Raw genomic sequence first — 16,348 nt, 5'->3', positions numbered from 1 at the left:
GGTCATGCTCGGAAGAACCGCAAACGGGCTCTACTGGATGTTCCGGTATATCGAGCGCGCGGAAAACATTGCCCGTCTGGTGGATGCCGGCCTCAGGGTTTCGCTCACCCGCTCCGGCGCCACGGATGAAGACTGGAACGGCGTGCTGCAAAGCGCCGACGTGCTGGATATCTATCTCGCCAACAACAGCAAGGTGACGGCGGCGGATGCCATCGACTTCCTGATCCGCGACAAGAACAACGCTTCCAGCGTGATGTCCTGCGTCGACTCGGCCCGCAACAATGCCCGCATGGTGCGCACGGCGCTGACGCGCGAAACCTGGGAAGCCACCAATGAATGCTGGATCGAGCTGAAGCAGATCCTGTCACGGCGGCTCAAATCCGCCGATCTGCCGGAGGTGATCGATACGATCAAGCGGCGTGCAGGCCTCATTCGCGGCGCTTTCCACGGTTCCATGCTGCGCAACGAGATCTATAATTTCGCACGCATCGGCACCTTTATCGAACGCGCCGACAATACCAGCCGCATTCTGGACGTGAAATATTACGTGCTGCTGCCTGCGGTCACCCAGGTCGGATCATCCCTCGATAACATGCAGTGGGAATCGATTCTGCGGTCGGTCTCGGCGCATCGCTCCTACCGCTGGACCTATGACGGCGAATACCGCCCGGCCAATATTGCCGATTTCCTGATCCTGAACGGGCAGATGCCGCGTTCGCTGGTCTATTCCTATGAAAAGATCGTCAGCAATCTCGGCTATATTGGCAAGGAATATGGTCAGCGGCTGTCCGCCCACGAAACCGCCGACAGCATTCGCCATTCGCTGCTGACGACCACAATCGGCACGATCATGGATCAGGGCCTGCACGAATTTCTCGATAATTTCATTGCCCGCAACAACCGGCTGGGTCAGGAAATTACCGAGGGATACCGGTTCTACAGCTAATACCAGGGGTCATGAAAAATGAGCCTTGATATCACGACAATCCGGTGAACGCGGCGTCACCGGATTTGATCTCACTCCTTGTTTCTAACCATGTCCGGACCGAAAGCCGCAAGAGTGCTTGATCCGGACATGCTGCCAGCGGAACGGCCCATGCGTTTGACCATTACCCATACCACCGAATACCGCTATGACGATCCGGTGCAGTTTTCGCTGCAACGCCTGCGGCTGACGCCAGTTTCCGGCCCCGCGCAGACCGTGCAATCCTGGAACATCGCCGTGGATGGCGCCAAGGTGGAAGCGGGCTTTGCCGACCAGTTCGGCAACCAGACCCATCTGGTCTCGGCGGAGGGCGATGCCCATGCGATCAGCATCGTCGCCTCCGGCATCGTCAACACGGAGGATCGCGCCGGGGTCTTTGGCCCGCATACCGGCTTCGTGCCGCTCTGGCTCTATCTTCGCGAGACGCCGCGCACCAAACCCGGCAAGCTTACCCGCGAGCTGGTGAAAAACCTGACGGGTGAGAGCGAACTGGCGCTGATGCACGACCTGATGGCAAGGCTGCATGAGCAGATTGCCTACAAGCCCGGCACGACCAACACCGAAACCACCGCCGAGCAGGCGCTGGAGGCCGGTTCAGGCGTTTGCCAGGATCACGCCCATGCCTTTATCGCCGCAGCCCGGCTCATGGATTTGCCGGCACGCTACGTTTCCGGCTACCTGATGATGGAAGCGACGGAAGATCAGGCGGCCACCCATGCCTGGGCGGAGGTGCATCTGCCAGGTCTCGGCTGGGTCGGCTTCGACGCTGCCAACAATATCTGCCCGGATGACCGCTATATCCGGCTGGCCACAGGGCTTTGCTATGCCGATGCGGCGCCGGTTTCCGGCATGCGAATCGGCAAGGCGGGAGAAGATCTTTCCGTCCGAATCACCGTCTCCCCCGACGGCCAGAGCCAGACGCAGAGTCAATCCTGACGGGACAGCAGGAGAACCTGCCGCAACGGTACATACAGCGCCGTGCGTTTTATCAAACGCACAAAGGACGCTGTAACGCTTTAAATCTGCTGCATAATTTTCGCCTTAAATCGATTCCGATTTAAGGAATTATGCAGTAGCGTCAGCGCAGGATGTGGAACAAGCTCCGCACCATCGGCATTTGTCATGGTCTGGTTCCACTTTTTCCAAGCGGCCCCCTGGAAAGCCATGGCTTATCGCAGTTGCCGCCGTTGAGGATTTGCGCCCATGCTGCTCAAGCAATCTCTCTTCCAGTCCGTTGTTGACCGGCTGGATGCGACGCAGGCGAAGGAAGAACAGGCCGAAGACGGCGCCAGTGCCTTTCGCATCATGGGCCTGAGCACCGGCTTCGTGCAGGAGACCGCAGAGGTCGAGGCGAGCCTGGATACGGTGCGCAGCCTCTATGAGGATGTGATGGAGGATGCGCCAACGCCCGCTGCCGCAGTGGAGGAAGAGCCGGAAACCCCGCCTCCGATGCCGGATTATCTTCACCGGCTGAGCCTCATGGACATCGCCGAGGATCTTGGCCTGACGGATGAGGATGACGCCAAAACGCTTCTGCAAAAAAGGCGGGCCTTTGCCCGCCTCAATCACCCGGATCGGGTACACGCAGCCTATCGCGACCAGGCCAACCAGCGCATGATGCTGGCAAACCGGCTGATTGATCAGGCGTTGAAGCGGCTGCATGGCACAGTTTGACCGCTCTGCCCGCCGCCGGATGAAGCTTTATTCCGCCAGCGATTTCAGCAATTGCACCAGTTGATCGCGTTTTTCCACGCCACCGAGCCGATCGATGAAACGGGCTTCGTGCTCCTGCCATTTCGGCAGGATCTCCGCCAGAAACTGCTCTCCCGCAGCGGTCAGATGCAGAAAATAAACGCGCCGATCAACTTCGGAACGGCGGCGCTCGATCAGCCCCTTATCCTCCAGCCCATCGACAATGGCCACGAAATTGGCCCGCTGAATAGCCAGAAGAGCCGCCACATCGCTCTGCTTCATGCCGGAGTTGCCGGCAATGACCGTCAGAACCGAAAAATCAGCCGGGCGAATGCCACGCGCACCCAGAACATCCTGAAGATCCTGAAAAATGGCAAGCTGCGCGCGTCTCACCGTAAAACCTAGCGAATGGGCAAGCATAGAATGGTCCACCCCACCCTGCCCGAACGCAGCATCTCCAATAACCGTTTGATTGCTCATTGCCCCTGACATCAACCTCTCATCATAAAACCGCGCCCCACACCGCAGTTTTCTCAAACCAGAATAGAATCCACCCCACGCGGACTTTACCCTTCTTAACAAAACCGGCTTAACAAGTTTTTGTCAACGATAGTTTTGATAAAAAACGTTTTACCCAACGGCTTTATCCTCTCTCTTCCTGTGGCGAATATCATTTTCAGGATTGAAGCCGCCTCCGGTCTGGGTTAAGAACCGCTTCGTGCAAAGCACACCACAGAGCAGCACCCGTAGCTCAGCTGGATAGAGTGTTGGATTCCGATTCCAAAGGTCACAGGTTCGAATCCTGTCGGGTGCGCCACTGGTTTATTTTACCCTTGGCAAATCATAGATGACGGCTTTGGTCACAAGGACTGAAGGCCCACGCGCTTTTCCAGCTCGGCGGCGTGTTCCTTGCGCTCGCTGTAGCGATCCGTGAGATAGGGTGAGGCGTCCCGGGTGAGGATGGTGAATTTGACGAGTTCTTCACAGACATCCACCACCCGGTCGTAATAGGAAGAGGGCTTCATTCGCCCTTCGGCGTCGAATTCCTGAAAGGCCTTGGCGACGGAAGACTGGTTGGGGATGGTGATCATCCGCATCCAGCGGCCAAGGATGCGCATCTGGTTGACGGCGTTGAACGACTGGCATCCGCCGGAAACCTCCATCACCGCAAGCGTCTTGCCCTGGGTGGGGCGGATGGAACCGAGCGACAGCGGAATCCAGTCGATTTGCGCTTTCATGATTCCGGTCATGGCGCCGTGGCGCTCCGGGCTCACCCATACCTGCCCCTCGGACCATTGGGAAAGTTCCCGCAATTCCTGGACCTTCGGATGGCTGACAGGCGCTTCATCCGGCAGCGGCAGGCCTTTCGGATCGAACACGCGGACCTCGCAGCCAAAGCGCTCCAGCAGGCGGCGGACTTCGTAGGCCAGCAGCCGACTGTAGGACACCTCCCGAAGGGAACCGTACAGGATCAGGATCCGAGGTTTATGGGTGGAAAATGCAGGCCGCAGCGCTTCCGGATCGATAGAGCGAAGATGCTGCTCTTGCAGTGCAGGCAATGAATCAGCCAAGGCGCTTTCCTTCCGCATCGAGCACCTGTTCGCCATCTTCCTTGGTGAACGGCCCCTTGAACGCATCGGTCGGCAGGATATCGAGCACCGCCTCCGAGGGACGCGCCAGACGGGTGCCAAGCGGCGTCACCACAAGCGGGCGATTGATCAGGATCGGTGCCGCAATCATCGCGTCCAGCAATTGCTCGTCTGTCAGATCCGGATTGTCGAGACCAAGCTCGGCATAGGGCGTGCCTTTCTCACGGATGGCGTCACGCACCGACAGCCCGGCATCGCGGATCATGGCGGCGAGACGATCCCGTGTCGGCGGGGTTTTGAGATATTCGATCACAAGCGGCTCGATCCCGGCGGCGCGAATCAGGGCCAGCGTGTTGCGGGAGGTGCCGCAGTCAGGATTATGATAAATGGTGACGTTCATGGTCAGAACCTTTCATACCAAGGCTCGAAGATGCCGATGCATCCCCGCCGCGAGAAATTTCGAATATCTCAAATGCCTGAACGGCTTGAGATGTCCGAAAGGGAATATGACGGGTCATTCTCAATGACTCGTCGTATCGGTAGCGTTTGTCCGGGAAACGGCAGGCGATGCTTCGTACCAGTCCTTCGAGCGGTTCACCATCCAGACGACTGAGAGCATCACCGGAACCTCGATCAGGACCCCGACAACGGTGGCGAGCGCCGCGCCCGACTGGAAGCCAAAGAGGCTGATGGCAGCGGCAACCGCGAGTTCGAAGAAATTGCTGGCGCCGATAAGGGCAGATGGCCCCGCAACGCAATGGCGCTCGCCAGACATGCGGTTCAGCAGATAGGCCAGGCCGGAATTGAGATAGACCTGGATCAGAATCGGGACCGCAAGCAGCGCGATAATCGCCGGCTGCGCGATGATCTGCTCACCCTGGAATGCAAAGAGAAGCACAAGGGTGGCAAGCAGGGCGACGAGAGACAACGGCTGAAGCTTCGCAAGCAGCGTGTCGAGCGCCCGGCTGGTTCCATCGGTCGTCAGGCGGCTGCGCAGCAACTGGGCAAAGATGACGGGCACGACGATATACAGCGCGACGGACAGGACGAGCGTGGCCCATGGCACCGTAATCGCGGAAAGTCCGAGAAGCAGACCAACAATGGGGGCAAAGGCGACAACCATGATCGCATCGTTCAGCGCCACCTGCGACAGCGTGAACAGAGGCTCGCCACGGGTCAGGTTGCTCCACACGAAGACCATGGCCGTGCACGGCGCTGCCGCAAGGATGATCAGGCCCGCGATATAGGAATCGATCTGGTCGGCAGGAAGATAGGGCCGGAAGAGCCAGCCGACGAACAACCACCCCAGAAGAGCCATGGAAAACGGCTTGATCGCCCAATTGATAATCAGCGTGACCCCGATCCCTCGCCAGCAGGATCCGACCTGCCTCAGCGACCGGAAATCGATCTTCAGAAGCATCGGGATGATCATCAGCCAAATCAGGATGGCGACGGGAATATTGACCTTTGCGACCTCGGCGGCGCCAACAAGATGGAAGACGCCCGGCATGACGTGCCCCAGCGTAACCCCGACGCCAATGCAGACAAAGACCCAGACGGTCAGATAGCGTTCGAATGTGGACATCAGGCCACCCCCCTCTCGATCGATGTGAAACCTTCCATCGCACCGATCTGCCCAAGCTTCGCCTGAGGCGTGATCTTGTCGATAATCGCAAGCCTGTTGCGCCTGGTCATGGTCGCCGAGGATAGGTGGATTCTGCTCAGCATGGCTTTGCCAGCGACACACAACAGGGTGTCAGTTCTGCCAGCAGGGGCGCGCAAAGTTCGGAGGCACCGCCGCAGCAGTCCTTGAGCAGGAACAGCATGAGGTTGCGCAGACCGTCGAGATCAGCCCGGTAGATAATCGACCTGCTCTGCCTCTCGCTCCTCACCAGCCCGGCTCGGGTGAGCGTCGCAAGGTGCGCGGACATCGTGTTCTGCGGAACATCCAAAAGCCTCGCCAGCGCGCCGGCGGCAACGCCGTCGGGTTCGTGACGGACGAGCAGGCGGAAGGTTTCGAGCCTCGTGGTCTGGGCCAGTGCAGCGAGAGTGGCGATCGCGAGATTTGTTTCCATATATCCAGAATAATGGATACGTTATGCCTGTCAATCGATTTCAGCAGAAGCCCTGAAAGCAGAGCCGCGGATGACCGCTAGAACGGGGCGCATTCAGGAGTTTCGGCATGTTTTGCAGGAAGGCAAAAATACCTTTGGAAACAATGGGATAGAAATCGAAACTGGCGAAGGTCGCGCGACCGTAAGATTTCAAAAAATCGTGTAGCGGCAATCACTTGCATAAGAGGCATGATTGCTGGCACACTTCCGCCGTGATTGTACCGCAATCCCGCCTGATGGGATCGATGTATAGCTCTTTCCCGATAACCATAGCGCCAGGTGAACCATGTCTTCAAACAGCCCCGGTTTTGGACGCAGAAGCCTGTTGCAGGCCATGGCAGGTGCAGCCGCTCTACCGCTTTTGCCGACAAGGGCAAGCGCCTTCGAAGTGCCGGAAGAGCCGCCGCTGAGAAATCACGATTACGCCCATGTTCGCGAGCGTTTCCGCACCAATCTGGTGAGGAAGGGTCCGGCGCCGGATAAATTCGAGCCGCTGACGCCGCCGCATGGCGCGAGCCGGATTTTCTACCGCTCCGGCCGCGCAGGCGAACTGACGCTGACGGCTTGGCTTTCGCCCTACAAGCGCAAATCGGAGCGCATGCCGGCGGTGTTGTTCCTGCATGGCGGCAACGCCATGGGGGCGGGCCATTGGCATCCGCTGCAGGCCTATGTCGATGCGGGCTTTATCGTGATGATGCCCTCCATGCGCGGCGAAAATGGCCAGACAGGCAATTTTTCCGGCTTTTACGATGAGGTGGACGATGTGCTGGCCGCAGCCGACAGGCTGGCGCATTTGCCGGGGGTCGATCGCGAACGCATGTTCATTGCCGGCCACAGCGTTGGCGGCGTGCTGGCCATGCTCGCCTCCATGAGCAGCCACCATTTCCGTGCCAGCGTGCCGATTTCCGGCAATCCCAATGCTTTCCGCTTCTTTTCCCGCTATCCGGAGGATATTCGCTTCGACGACAGCAACAGCCGGGAATTCGAGGTGAGAAGCGCGGTCTGCTTCCCCAACAGCTTCAAATGCCCGACCATGCTGCTGCATGGCACGCAGGAAACGCATTTCGATGACAGTGCAAACCTGCTTTTGAAGCGAACGGCCAATGCGAAAATCCCGCTGACCAGCCAGACCATCGAAGGCAATCACACCTCCGCCATTCCCGGCGCCATTGCCGCCAGCATCCAGTTCTTCCATCAGGTCGCGGCCTGATGGAACCGGGCTCTGCTGGAGACAGCCTTGCGCCGGATTGCCGCAAGCAATGCAAACCACATTGTGAAAGCCTGTAAAAACCACCATGAAAGACAGAGATGTCTGCCGGGCTTTCGGAGGAAAGTCCGTTGGCGGGCTTTTGGCAATTCGTGTGGAAGAGACTGTTCGTGAGCGAGACCATCACCCTTTATGAAGCCATTGGCGGCGATGCCACGGTGAAGGCGCTGACGCGGCGCTTCTATGAACTGATGGACACCCTGCCCGAAGCGGCGCGCTGCCGTGCAATTCATCCGCAGGATCTGACCGAAAGCGAAGAAAAGCTCTATGAATATCTGACCGGCTATCTCGGCGGCCCGCCGATCTACATGGAAAAGCGCGGCCATCCCATGCTGCGGCGGCGGCATTTTGTGGCGGAAATCGGCCCGGCGGAGCGGGATGAGTGGATTTTATGCTTCCGCCGCGCCATGGACGAGACCATAGAGCATCCGAAGCTGCGCGAAATCATCTGGGCGCCAATCGAGAAACTCGCCTTTCACATGCAAAACAAGGAGTAGACCATGGCGCTCGCAGCCGTGAACTGGGTGTTGCCGGTGTTTGCCGGGCTGTTCGGCGCAGCCGGTGTCGGCCTGGCTGCCGCTGCCGCGCATGTCACGGGCGCGGCCAATCTGCTGACGCCAGCCTCGGCCATCGCGCTGGCGCATGCGCCCGCCGTGCTGGCGCTCTATCTCGCCGCCGACAGGCTGCCCACGGCCACGGCCGCCGGGCTCATTCTCTGCCTTGGGGTGCTGCTGTTCTGCGGCGACCTGGTGCTGAAGCAATTCACCGGCCATGGCCTTTTTCCCATGGCCGCCCCCTCAGGCGGCTTCAGCATGATGGCAGGATGGTTACTGGTCGCCGTCGGGGCGTTTTTCTAGAACATGTCGCGCAAAAGTGCGCAGCGGTTTTGCGCGACATGCAATATCGTTTACCCCTGCCTGCGCACCGGCAGTGCAGCGTCCTTGCGCTCCGGGAAGGCAATGATCTCGGCGCTTTGCGATGCGGGTCTCAGACCGTTGAGAAGGTGGGCAGTGCGGGTTACCGGGCGCTCATGCAAGCCCGGCAGCCTGATCACCTCGGCGCAATGACCGCTTGCTGGCCTCTCCGTCTTCATGGGGTTTCGCTCCTGTCGTTCAGGGTCTGGAGCGCCCGCTCCAGGCTGGATTTGGAGCCATTGCGCAGCGGTATGAAAGCCTTGCCGAACTTCTTGCAGCCGCTCTTCACCCGCAGACACGCATCATGGCTGATACAGTCGATGGGGCAGAATACGCAATCGACCGAGGGCAGCACGGTATCGATGCGCGAAACCGCCTCGCGCAGCCCGCCATCATGATGGATGAGTTCTGCGCCGTAATGGGTGGCGATCTGGCGAAGATGCGCCACCTGGCAGTCGCGCCCGCCGACATAGAGGAAGCTGCGGATTTCAGCCTGGGCAGCGCGCGCCTCGCCCGCCGCCTCCGGCTTCTTCTCCGCCTGCTTCTTCTTTCTGTCCCTGTTTTTCGCCATGTCGTTCCGTCCTTGAAAGATGCGCCTTGAGCCTCCGGCGCTTTTTCGGGAAAGGCTGGCAAGCCAGCCGTCCCTGTCGTTCTGCGGCAACCCTACAAAACATGAGAAAAAGAGTAAAGTATATACCTGATATTTTTTCTCATGTTTTCGAGCCCCGCGTCGAGGCCGATGACAAGGCCTTTCCACTCCAGGAATCGACAGAGGAATTCCCCCGAAAAAGGATGGGAAAAGACGTGAAGGAAATTCAGGACTTATAAAATTTTATAGAATAAGTTCATCCGTTTGAGAGGAGTTGGGTAAAACCTGAATATTCGTTAACAACTATTCCACCATAGCATGAGAAGCTCTGGAACACTTCAACGGGAAAACGATTGGACTGGCTACGAGATACCGAGAAAAAGTGTAGCTAAGACAGTCAGAACACTTCGATGCGACAGAACAAACCACCCCATTGCAGGCAATGCCGCCTATGGCGCAATGCGGGGGAAAACAGGGGCCATGGCGGCGGGACCGGAAACCATGACGGTTTGCGGATAAAGGGGGACGAGATGCACATGACCATTGCAAGGCCACAGCAGGCGCAGCTTCCGGACCACAGGCACCGGGGCGCTTTTTCGCTCACCCGCTTCGCCGAAACCTGACATCCGTACGGAACACTGCCCACCGTGCCCCATGGGCGCGATGAGGCAAGGCAGTTCCTCCTGCATGTCAGCACCCCGAGTTTTCCTTCGGACGATGGATCATGGCTCACTCTCTTCGCCGTCTTGCCGCGCAATGGCCGAAAAAGCTGAAATCAAGGCTCGGCTTCCTGCATTTTTACTGGCCCGCCCTGGTGGTATGCGCCGCGATTTTCGCCGCCACCTTCTATGTCGATCAGCAGGGCCGCCACAGCTTTCTGGAAGACAGCCGCGCCAAGGTCAGCGAGCGGCTGGCCACGCTGAAAGCGCGACTGGAAGGCAATCTGCGCGCCAATATGAAGCTGTTGCAGGCCTTTGCCGTTCTGACCGAAACGGAACGAAGCCTGGAGCCGGAGCGATTTACCGAACTGGGGCGACATCTTCTGGTCGGGCCCTCGCAATTGCAGGCCATTTCCCTGGTGGGGCCAAGGGTCGGCGTTCTGGCCTATCCTGCCTATAGCGCCGCCTATCCCCCCGGCTTTTACGATGCCGATGAGGAGGCGCGTGCCCGTACCGCCCAGGAAAGCCGCAATTTCCTGGTCACCGGTCCCCGCAAGGCACCGTCGGGTCATCAGGTCTTCCGCATTTTCTATCCGGTCATCATCGATGCACCGCGCGATGCGCATTCCTTCTACAGCACGGTGATCGGCACCGTAGATATGAATGAGCTGTTCGAGGCCAGTGGCCTGAAAGATCCGGATCTGCCCATCGATGTCCTGCTCTTCGACCGGGGCAGCAATGGCCGCCCTGCCGCCTTCTTCGGCAATACCGACCTGCTGGGCGGCATGACGGTGCAGATGGACGTGGCCTTCGGCGCCCAGAGCTGGACGCTGGCCGCCGCGCCGAAGACCGGGTGGCAGGCCAATGACACCGATCTCTGGCAGCACCGCATGGTGATGATCTTCCTGGCCATGGCCATCGTCATGCCAGTGTTGCGGGTGGCGAGCCTCTTGCGCGAGCGTCATCAGCACATCACGGTTCTGAACGACCAGCGGCAGGAATTGCACAGGCTCTCGCAACGGCTGCACATCGCCCTGCACGCCTCGCAGATCGGCGTATGGGAACTGGATACGGAAACAGAGCTGCTGAATTTCGATGAGCGCATGCGCGAATTCTACGATATCGACCACAGCGAAGCCCCCTTGCGACTGTGCGACTGGTTCTACGCCATCCATCCCGATGACCGGCAGGCGATGCGCGACGCGCTGGAGGATTCGCTCAAGGGACGCGGCAATTTCACCGTGCAGTTTCGCGTCACGTCACGAACGGGGGAAACACGGCATTTGCGGGCTTTCGGCACCTGCTATCGCGACCAGCTGGCGCGCCACAAGGTGGTGGGCGTGCACTGGAACGTCACCGGCGACGTGATGCTGCAACAGGCCCTGAGCCAGGCCAAGCATGCGGTAGAGGCGCAAAACCGGGAGCTGGAAAATGCCCGCCGCGCCATGGAGCACACCTCGCTGCACGATCCGCTGACGGGGCTTGCCAATCGCCGCTATCTGGACAACCATCTGGCGACGCTGGAAGAGCGCTGCGAAAACAGCGAGACGGCCCTTCTCCATATCGATCTCGACCGCTTCAAGGAAATCAACGATACGCTGGGCCATGCGGCGGGTGACGCCATGCTGAAGCATGTGGCCGCACAGATCCGGGCGCTGACGGCGGGCCAGGATTTCGCCGCCCGCATCGGCGGCGATGAATTCGTGGTGGTGTTCGAGCGCGGCGAAAGCGATGCTCGCGATCTCGGTGAAGCGCTGATTGCCGCGATCAACCGGCCAATCGAATGCATGGGCCAGGAATGCCGCATCGGCGCCAGCATCGGCATTGCCATGGTGGCGGGCGACGAGACAGGCAGTCTGGCGCAGACGCTGATCAATGCCGATATCGCCCTTTATGAAGCCAAACGCCGGGGCAAGAACCGGGTGGAGTTCTTCAACGATCACCTGAAGACCGCAACCCTTGCCACCAAGCAGACCGCCGATGCCATTCTGCGCTCCCTGGAAGCGCAGGATTTCATCGCCCATTACCAGCCGCAATTCGATGCCCGCAGCCTGGATATTGTCGGTGTCGAGGCGCTGGCGCGCTGGAAGCACCCGGACCTCGGGCTTTTGACGCCCTCTCACTTCCTGGATGTCGCCGAGAGCCTGAATGTCGTGGCACTGATCGACAAGGCAATCCTGGAGCAGACGCTGGCGGAAACCCGCCGCTGGCAGGCCGCGGGCTTCGATCCGCTGCATGTTTCGGTCAACATTTCCGCCCAGCGGCTGTTCGATGCCAGCCTCGTGCAGCGGCTCACCGATCTGGATCTGCCGCCTGGCGGGCTGACCTTCGAGCTTCTGGAATCCATCTCCTTCGACGACAAGGACGAGGCGGCGGCCCATGCCATCGAGCGCATCAAGGCGCTGGGCATTCATGTCGAGATCGATGATTTCGGCACCGGCTATTCCTCGATCCTCAGCCTGCTGAAGCTTTCACCGCGCCGGCTGAAGATCGACCGGCAACTGATCCTGCCGGTGCCGAAGAGCAAGCCGCTGCAACGGCTGATCGGCTCCATCGTCGATATCGGTCGTTCGCTCGGCATCGATATCGTGGCCGAAGGGGTGGAGACCATGCGCCATGCCGAGATCCTGCGCGATCTTGGCTGCCAGACCCTGCAAGGCTATGCCCTGGCGCGGCCCATGAGCGGGGATGATCTCTTCACGCTGCTGGCGGAGCGCCGCCATGCCGCAAGTGCTCTGGAAATCGCCTGAGCTACTCTTCTTTGCGAAGCAGACTGCCCAGGAAAAGCTCTTCGAGGAAGATGGCGGCGCGGTCGAAGCGGCTGTCGCTTGCCGCCCCCTCGCCCAGCACCGCGCGCACCTGCACATCGAAATCGGCATAGTGCTGGGTGGTGGACCAGATGGAAAAGATCAGGTGGTAGGGGTCGCAATCGCGCAATTTACCCGCCGCAATCCAGCTGCGGATGACCTCGGCCTTCTCATCCACCAGATCCTTCAGCGACCCCTTCAACACATCCTCGATGGTCGGTGCGCCTTGCAGGATCTCATTGGCAAACAGCCGGCTTTCACGCGGAAAATCACGCGCCATCTCCAGCTTGCGGCGGAGATAGGCGCGGATTTCCTCCGCCGGATCGCCCTCGGCGTCAAAGGCTCTGAGCGGCTCCAGCCAGGTGGTGAGCAGCCGGTCCATCAATTGCCGGTGGATCGCCTCCTTGGTGCGGAAATAATAGAGCAGATTGGGCTTGGACATGCCCGCGACTTCGGCGATCTGGTCGATGGTGGAGCCGCGAAAGCCACGGGCGGAAAATACATCCAGCGCCGCCTGCAGAATCAGCTCCTGCTTTTCTTCCTGAATGCGCGTGCGACGCTGGGTTTTGGCTGCCCGCGCCTGCCCGCCGGGCATTTCTTCATCCGACATGCACATGCTCTTTCCGGCGCTGCACAGGCGAAACGCCATGCGGTCCACAACCCGGCTCCACGCACTCTAAAAATTCGGCAAACGCCTGAATATTTTGCAGAATTTCCCGCATTTTTCCCCTTGAGCCGAAAGGTGGAACTTGTAATCTTGACCAGGCGGTCAATTCCGGTTTCCGTTCCGGAGAATGACAACGCCATCGGAAAAACTGCAAGAAAAATATCGGCCCGCCCGACGCTTTTGCCGGTCAGGGCCGGAGAGATCAGAGGGTAACAGCATGACGGCTCCCCACGGCGCCAATCTCGGCGTCAATGGCGACAGGCTCTGGCAGAGCCTGATGGATATGGCGCAAATCGGCCCCGGCGTGGCCGGCGGCAACAATCGCCAGACACTGACCGATGCCGATGCCGAAGGGCGCAGGCTCTTTCAGCGCTGGTGCGAGGAGGCTGGCCTGACCATGGGCGTGGACCGGATGGGCACGATGTTTATGACGCGCCCCGGCACCGACCCGGAGGCCCTGCCCGTCTATATCGGTTCGCATCTCGATACCCAGCCCACCGGCGGCAAGTTCGACGGTGTTCTGGGCGTTCTGGCCGGACTGGAAGTGGTGCGGCGGCTGAACGATCTTGGCGTAAAGACGAAACATCCCATCACCGTCACCAACTGGTCCAATGAGGAAGGCGCGCGTTTTGCGCCTGCCATGCTGGCCTCGGGCGTGTTCGCGGGTGTGCATTCACTGGACTATGCCTATGCCCGCAAGGACCCCGAGGGCAAGACCTATGGCGAAGAGCTGAAGCGCATCGGCTGGCTGGGCGAGGAAGAGGTGGGCGCGCGCAAGATGCACGCCTATTTCGAATATCACATCGAACAGGGACCGATCCTCGAGGCGGAAAACAAACAGATCGGTGTCGTCACCCATTGCCAGGGGCTGTGGTGGCTGGAATTCACGCTGACCGGAAAAGAGGCGCATACCGGCTCCACGCCCATGGATCTCCGGGTCAATGCCGGTCTTGCCTTTGCCCGCATCGTCGAGATGGTGCAGTCCGTGGCGATGAGCGAGCAGCCGGGTGCTGTCGGTGGCGTAGGCCAGGTGTTTTTCTCGCCAAACTCCCGCAATGTGCTGCCGGGCAGTGTCGTCTTCACCGTGGACATCCGCACGCCATCCCAGGAGAAGCTCGACCGCATGCGGGCGCGGATCGAAGCCGAGGCCGCAACCATTTGCGCCGACCTCGGCGTCGGCTGCGCAGTGGAGGCCGTCGGCCATTTCGATCCCGTGACCTTCGATCCGGTTCTGGTCGGACGGGTGCGCGATGCAGTCACCCGCCTCGGCTACAGCCACCGCGACATCATCTCAGGGGCGGGCCACGATGCCTGCTGGGCAGCAAAACTCGCCCCCGCCACCATGATCTTCTGCCCCTGCGTCGGCGGCCTCTCCCATAACGAGGCCGAGGACATTTCCAAGGAATGGGCCGCCCAGGGCTGCGACGTGCTGCTGCATGCCGTGCTGGAAACGGCTGAGGTAGTGGCATGACATCGGCCGCTGATGCCAATTTAAACATCCATAAACAGGGTGAACAGTCGTGAGCACAGTGATCAAGGGCGGGACCATCGTCACCGCCGACCTGACCTACAAAAGCGATGTGAAGATCGAGGGCGGGATCATCGTTGAAATCGGCCCCGACCTGACCGGTGACAGCATTCTCGATGCCTCCGGCTGCTTTGTCATGCCGGGCGGCATCGATCCGCATGTGCATCTGGAAATGCCCTTCATGGGCACCTATTCGGCGGATGATTTTGAAAGCGGGACGCGCGCGGGCCTGGCTGGCGGCACGACCATGGTGGTGGATTTCTGCCTGCCCGATCCCGGCCAATCACTGCTGGAGGCGCTGGCCCGCTGGGACAACAAGGCGAGCCGCGCCAATGCCGATTATGCCTTCCACATGGCGATTACCGGCTGGGACCAGCGCATTTTCGAAGAGATGGAAACGGTGGTGAACGAGCGCGGCATCACCAGTTTCAAGCACTTCATGGCCTATAAGGGGGCCTTGATGGTGAATGACGACGAGATGTTCGCCTCCTTCCAGCGCTGCGCCGAGCTGGGCGCGCTACCGCTGGTCCATGCCGAAAACGGCGATGTGGTGGCGCAGATGCAGGCCAAGCTGATGGCCGAGGGCAATACCGGGCCGGAAGCCCATGCCTATTCCCGCCCGCCGGAGGTGGAGGGCGAGGCCACCAACCGCGCCATCATGATCGCCGATATGGCGGGCGTGCCGCTTTACGTGGTGCATGTCTCCTCGGAACAGGCGCATGAAGCCATTCGCCGCGCCCGGCAAAAGGGCATGCGCGTCTATGGCGAGCCGCTGATCCAGCATCTGACGCTGGATGAGAGCGAATATTTCGATCCGGACTGGGACCATGCGGCGCGGCGCGTCATGTCGCCGCCCTTCCGCAACAAGGCGCATCAGGACAGTCTCTGGGCCGGGCTGCAATCCGGTTCGCTTTCCGTGGTCGCCACAGACCATTGCGCCTTCACCACCGAGCAGAAACGCTTCGGCATCGGCGATTTCACCAAAATCCCCAACGGCACCGGCGGGCTTGAAGACCGCCTGCCCATGCTCTGGACGCATGGCGTGATGACCGGACGGCTGACGATGAATGAATTCGTGGCCGTAACCTCGACCAATATCGCCAAGATCCTCAATCTCTATCCGAAAAAGGGCGCCGTCCTGCTGGGCGCGGATGCCGATCTCGTCGTCTGGGACCCGAAACTTACCAAGACAATTTCAGCAGCAAACCAGCAATCCGCCATCGATTACAACGTCTTCGAGGGCAAGCAGGTCACCGGCCTGCCGCGCTTTACGCTGACGCGCGGCTATGTCGCCATTGAGGAAAGCACGGTAAAAACCCGGGAGGGCCATGGCCAGTTCGTGCCGCGCGCGCCCTACCCCGCCGTGAACCGGGCGCTGTCCACCTGGAAGGAACTGGTGACCCCGCGCAAGGTGGAACGCAGCGGCATTCCCGCGAGCGGGGTTTAGGGTCAAAACTCAATCAGGATGGGTGTTCTGCAAGGCGTATTTTGTGTCTGAGTAGGAGGAAAGGTGCAGGAAATGCCGATCATTTTCAAA

At 60.0% G+C, this 16,348-nt stretch carries 17 protein-coding genes and 1 tRNA gene; 10 read left to right on the top strand and 8 right to left on the bottom strand.

Going from position 1 to position 16,348, the window contains the following annotated elements:
- The first annotated feature begins 4 nt into the window (after nucleotides 1–4).
- The 3 genes from QO005_RS03585 to QO005_RS03575 all read left to right on the top strand — a co-directional run bounded on the left by QO005_RS03585 (nucleotide 5) and on the right by QO005_RS03575 (nucleotide 2,659).
- Nucleotides 5–946 (top strand): alpha-E domain-containing protein, encoded by a 942-nt coding sequence (locus QO005_RS03585; RefSeq protein ID WP_307157065.1) that lies wholly within the window; start codon nucleotides 5–7, stop codon nucleotides 944–946.
- 150 nt (nucleotides 947–1,096) lie between these two features.
- Complete coding sequence (locus QO005_RS03580) at nucleotides 1,097–1,921, top strand: transglutaminase family protein (protein ID WP_307156616.1); 825 nt, start codon at nucleotides 1,097–1,099, stop codon at nucleotides 1,919–1,921.
- A 267-nt stretch (nucleotides 1,922–2,188) separates the two neighbouring features.
- A complete protein-coding gene (locus tag QO005_RS03575; RefSeq protein WP_307156615.1) occupies nucleotides 2,189–2,659 on the top strand; it encodes a hypothetical protein in 471 nt (156 codons plus the stop codon).
- A gap of 27 nt (nucleotides 2,660–2,686) precedes the next feature.
- Here the strand turns inward: QO005_RS03575 and QO005_RS03570 are convergent, their stop codons facing one another.
- Nucleotides 2,687–3,109 carry a MarR family winged helix-turn-helix transcriptional regulator gene (locus tag QO005_RS03570; protein ID WP_307156614.1) on the bottom strand — a complete coding sequence of 141 codons (423 nt, stop codon included), beginning with the start codon at nucleotides 3,107–3,109 and terminating at the stop codon, nucleotides 2,687–2,689.
- Between the two features lie 308 nt (nucleotides 3,110–3,417).
- Here QO005_RS03570 and QO005_RS03565 point away from each other — a divergent pair.
- Nucleotides 3,418–3,494 (top strand) — tRNA-Arg (locus QO005_RS03565).
- 43 nt (nucleotides 3,495–3,537) lie between these two features.
- On the opposite strand, the gene arsH is transcribed toward QO005_RS03565, so the two are convergent.
- The 4 genes from arsH to QO005_RS03545 form a co-directional block, all read right to left on the bottom strand.
- Nucleotides 3,538–4,266, bottom strand: coding sequence for an arsenical resistance protein ArsH (gene arsH, locus QO005_RS03560; protein WP_307156613.1), 729 nt, complete (start codon nucleotides 4,264–4,266; stop codon nucleotides 3,538–3,540).
- Nucleotides 4,241–4,666, bottom strand: coding sequence for an arsenate reductase (glutaredoxin) (gene arsC, locus QO005_RS03555; RefSeq protein WP_307156612.1), 426 nt, complete (start codon nucleotides 4,664–4,666; stop codon nucleotides 4,241–4,243). The genes arsH and arsC overlap by 26 nt, the downstream gene beginning before the upstream one ends.
- A gap of 120 nt (nucleotides 4,667–4,786) precedes the next feature.
- Complete coding sequence (gene arsB, locus QO005_RS03550) at nucleotides 4,787–5,851, bottom strand: ACR3 family arsenite efflux transporter (protein ID WP_307156611.1); 1,065 nt, start codon at nucleotides 5,849–5,851, stop codon at nucleotides 4,787–4,789.
- 136 nt (nucleotides 5,852–5,987) lie between these two features.
- A complete protein-coding gene (locus QO005_RS03545; RefSeq protein ID WP_307156610.1) occupies nucleotides 5,988–6,341 on the bottom strand; it encodes an ArsR/SmtB family transcription factor in 354 nt (117 codons plus the stop codon).
- 325 nt (nucleotides 6,342–6,666) lie between these two features.
- Between QO005_RS03545 and QO005_RS03540 the strand changes: the two genes are divergently transcribed.
- From QO005_RS03540 to QO005_RS03530, 3 genes are all read left to right on the top strand, one after another.
- Nucleotides 6,667–7,590 (top strand): alpha/beta hydrolase family protein, encoded by a 924-nt coding sequence (locus QO005_RS03540; protein WP_307156609.1) that lies wholly within the window; start codon nucleotides 6,667–6,669, stop codon nucleotides 7,588–7,590.
- A 167-nt stretch (nucleotides 7,591–7,757) separates the two neighbouring features.
- Nucleotides 7,758–8,144, top strand: a complete 387-nt coding sequence (locus tag QO005_RS03535) for a group II truncated hemoglobin (RefSeq protein ID WP_370877998.1) — start codon at nucleotides 7,758–7,760, stop codon at nucleotides 8,142–8,144.
- A 3-nt stretch (nucleotides 8,145–8,147) separates the two neighbouring features.
- Nucleotides 8,148–8,504: a DUF423 domain-containing protein gene (locus QO005_RS03530; RefSeq protein WP_307156608.1), complete on the top strand. Its 357-nt coding sequence runs from the start codon at nucleotides 8,148–8,150 to the stop codon at nucleotides 8,502–8,504.
- A 50-nt stretch (nucleotides 8,505–8,554) separates the two neighbouring features.
- Here the strand turns inward: QO005_RS03530 and QO005_RS03525 are convergent, their stop codons facing one another.
- Both QO005_RS03525 and QO005_RS03520 read right to left on the bottom strand, forming a co-directional pair.
- The gene (locus QO005_RS03525) at nucleotides 8,555–8,740 is read right to left on the bottom strand and encodes a hypothetical protein (RefSeq protein ID WP_307156607.1); all 186 of its coding nucleotides are present in this window, start codon (nucleotides 8,738–8,740) and stop codon (nucleotides 8,555–8,557) included.
- Nucleotides 8,737–9,132: a DUF2325 domain-containing protein gene (locus QO005_RS03520; protein ID WP_307156606.1), complete on the bottom strand. Its 396-nt coding sequence runs from the start codon at nucleotides 9,130–9,132 to the stop codon at nucleotides 8,737–8,739. The genes QO005_RS03525 and QO005_RS03520 overlap by 4 nt, the downstream gene beginning before the upstream one ends.
- 742 nt (nucleotides 9,133–9,874) lie before the next feature.
- Here QO005_RS03520 and QO005_RS03515 point away from each other — a divergent pair.
- Entirely contained in the window at nucleotides 9,875–12,559 is a 2,685-nt protein-coding gene (locus tag QO005_RS03515; RefSeq protein ID WP_307156605.1) for a putative bifunctional diguanylate cyclase/phosphodiesterase, read from the top strand.
- Between the two features lies 1 nt (nucleotide 12,560).
- On the opposite strand, the gene QO005_RS03510 is transcribed toward QO005_RS03515, so the two are convergent.
- Entirely contained in the window at nucleotides 12,561–13,226 is a 666-nt protein-coding gene (locus tag QO005_RS03510; RefSeq protein ID WP_307156604.1) for a TetR family transcriptional regulator C-terminal domain-containing protein, read from the bottom strand.
- Between the two features lie 274 nt (nucleotides 13,227–13,500).
- Here QO005_RS03510 and QO005_RS03505 point away from each other — a divergent pair, with 274 nt between their 5' ends.
- Together QO005_RS03505 and hydA are read left to right on the top strand one after the other, a co-directional pair.
- Nucleotides 13,501–14,754, top strand: coding sequence for a Zn-dependent hydrolase (locus QO005_RS03505; protein ID WP_307156603.1), 1,254 nt, complete (start codon nucleotides 13,501–13,503; stop codon nucleotides 14,752–14,754).
- A gap of 49 nt (nucleotides 14,755–14,803) precedes the next feature.
- The gene (gene hydA, locus QO005_RS03500; RefSeq protein ID WP_307156602.1) at nucleotides 14,804–16,258 is read left to right on the top strand and encodes a dihydropyrimidinase; all 1,455 of its coding nucleotides are present in this window, start codon (nucleotides 14,804–14,806) and stop codon (nucleotides 16,256–16,258) included.
- The last annotated feature ends 90 nt before the right edge of the window (nucleotides 16,259–16,348 follow it).

It is taken from the genome of Allorhizobium paknamense, from assembly GCF_030815125.1.
Lineage (GTDB): Bacteria > Pseudomonadota > Alphaproteobacteria > Rhizobiales > Rhizobiaceae > Allorhizobium > Allorhizobium paknamense.
This window is presented reverse-complemented; position numbering and strand designations above follow the sequence as displayed.